General features: G+C 49.0%; 3 protein-coding genes. All 3 read left to right on the forward strand.

Translation table 11 applies throughout. The features are described from left to right. On the forward strand, window positions 1-920 hold a 920-nt coding region (locus B3M90_RS06515), incomplete at its 5' end, for an AAA family ATPase (RefSeq protein ID WP_290783091.1). A gap of 6 nt (window positions 921-926) precedes the next feature. After that, entirely contained in the window at window positions 927-1,994 is a 1,068-nt protein-coding gene (locus B3M90_RS06520; RefSeq protein ID WP_214855180.1) for a DUF58 domain-containing protein, read from the forward strand. A gap of 28 nt (window positions 1,995-2,022) precedes the next feature. Next, on the forward strand, window positions 2,023-2,683 hold a 661-nt coding region (locus tag B3M90_RS06525; RefSeq protein WP_290783093.1), incomplete at its 3' end, for an ABC transporter permease subunit.

Raw genomic sequence — 2,683 nt, forward strand, 5'->3', positions numbered from 1 at the left:
AACTACAACAATTAAAAGACCAACTCAATTCCATCTATCTCGGTAAACCAGACGTCATCGACCTCTGTCTGACGGCACTCACCGCAGAAGGACATATTCTACTAGAAGACGTACCGGGAACAGGGAAAACGATGCTCGCCAAGGCGCTCGCTCAGAGCTTTGAGAGTGCCTTCTCGCGGATCCAGTTCACAGCGGATTTGCTTCCGTCCGATGTCATCGGTTCAGACTTCTTCAATTTAAAGACACAGGAGTTCGAGAATAAACGCGGTCCACTGTTCGCGAACGTCGTCTTGATCGATGAGATTAACCGTGCCGTTCCACGGACACAATCGGCATTACTTGAAGCAATGGAAGAGCGTCAGGTCTCGATTGGTGGAACGACCTATCAGATGCCAGCCCCATTCTTCGTCATCGCGACACAAAACCCGATTGAATCGGCAGGAACCTTCCCACTACCGGACGCCCAACTCGACCGGTTCATGGTCGCGATCGAAGTCGGTTACCCGGATTTCGAGAACGAACGTCGCTTATTATCTGAGATTCTGACTAACGTCCGTCGGTCAGCCGTCGGCATCGCGTCAGGTGGCGACTTGATTTCCTGGCAGGAAGAGGCGCGCCGCGTCCATGCATCGCAAGACGTGCTTGATTATCTATTACACATCGTTCAAGCGACACGAAACCATGAACTCATTGAAGTCGGGGTCAGTCCGCGTGGAGCGATTGCATTACTTCGCGCTTCACAAAGCTATGCGTTTTTGAATCAGCGCGACTTCATCATTCCGGAAGACATTAAATATCTTGCAAAACACGTCTTGTCGCACCGCCTGACATTGACACTCGAAGGTGGAATCAAGACGACGAAAGCGGCTGTCTTGACGCATATTCTGGACGACGTGCCGGTTCCGGTCGAAATGGGGTGACGAATCATGCAGATTGAACGTTCCGTCCCGTTTTGGCTTGAACGCCGACTTTTTCCACTGTACGTCACGATGACGTTCATCTTCCTCTTCATTCCGCGCCTTTCCGTCCTCGGTTTTCTGTTCGCAGCTTTGGCGACAATTCATTTTGTAGTCGGTCGAACAGAAAAGCAGCTCCGACGGGACGTCGCCATCGAATGGAAACACTATGAATCATTGATGTTCAACCAGGAGAAGACGTCGCTCCATTTGCAAGTCTTCGGCGTCGAATCCTTGAGTCAGCTTGGGCTCGAAGCGACACTTCGTTTGCACACGGATGGCGGAGTCATCTTCCCGGAGATGGATCCACTACATCCGGCGACGTTTCATGCAGTGATTGACTCTGAAGACGCAGTGACGATCCCGATTCAGACGGTTCGCCGCGGACCAGCCGAGTTCGATGAGATCATCTTAACGATTCGCCTGCCTTGGAAGATGGGCGTCTATCTCTTTACGTTCGATACGTATCCGTCGTTTACAGTCTTGCCGTCCTTGACAGCGCAAGCGACGCCGCTTCTTTTACAACGTTTACGGATTGGCGACCGACCAGACCGCTACTCACCGCTCAAGAACAAACTGGTTCAGCTTGGTGCAAAACCTTATACGGCGGAACCGTCAAAAGAGATCGATTGGTATGCGACGGCGAAGACCGGTCGCTTGCAGGCAAAAGTATTCGAAACGAGCAATCAAGATACGTTTACGATTGCCTTGAACTTATCTGCCCCGAGCGGTTACGGACTCCACCAACAATTTGAGACGTTCATCGAACAATCGGCATTCCTGATCAGTGAATTAATCAAGGAGGGCTGTAAGATTGAACTGTTCTTGAATCGACTCGACGGAGCAAACCGAATGACGCATCTTTCGCTACAAGAAGGCCAACCACAATTAAAGCATGTCTTGATGACCCTTTCGACGGTCTCGACGCGTGATTCGTTCATCGCGACACAACAGTTCGAACGCTATGTACTGCGCCGGAAACATATGAACAGTCAGTTGATCCAAATTGGCAATGACCGGATCCTCGCCATCGGCTGAGGATCCAAAGAAAGGAGTTTTTCGCCTCATGGTGTTTATCGCCCGAAAATCAATTCAGCTTATCGTGGCATTTTTTGTCTTGATTGCGATCAGCGCCCTTCCGGCGCTTGTCGCGCAAATGAAATTCAACCCAGCAAGCTACTGGGAAGGTCTGAAGCAACAATTTGCTCAATTAACGAAACTTGATGAGATTACCTATTTCAACGTAACCGCTCAAAAGGAATTCTTGTTGCTTCCTACCATCAGTCCATTCATTAAAGAGACGTTGATCATCTTTACGACAGCTATGCTGGTCTCCGCTGTGTGTGCGATTTTTTATGCTTATTTGTTTTATCGGAGTGGTCGCAAAACACGCATGATGCTGAAACAAACGACTCGGACGCTTGAGATGGTTCCGGATCTGTTCTGGATCATTCTTTCGCAATTCCTTGTCCTCTATCTGTTTAAAACGACCGGGTATGACAAAATCGAAATTGCGGGATCCTATGCTGAGTACATTCGTTTTTTACCGATTCTTACGCTAACGTTGACAACACTATTCTTCTTCATCAAATGGTTAACGACGCAAGTACTCGAACAGGAAGCTGCTCCTTTCCTTGAACTCGCACGGGCTAAAGGCATTCGTCCTGCGGCTCTTTTCTGGAAACATTTGATTCCGACAATGATCTATCGGTTTTATCTGTTTTTCC

The organism is Exiguobacterium sp. UBA6309 (assembly GCF_002439205.1).
GTDB lineage: Bacteria > Bacillota > Bacilli > Exiguobacteriales > Exiguobacteriaceae > Exiguobacterium_A.

Bases quoted from the DNA above. Each gene is read 5' to 3' on its own strand.
- B3M90_RS06520 (WP_214855180.1), top strand. From the start codon at position 927: ATGCAGATTGAACGTTCCGTCCCGTTTTGGCTTGAACGCCGACTTTTT.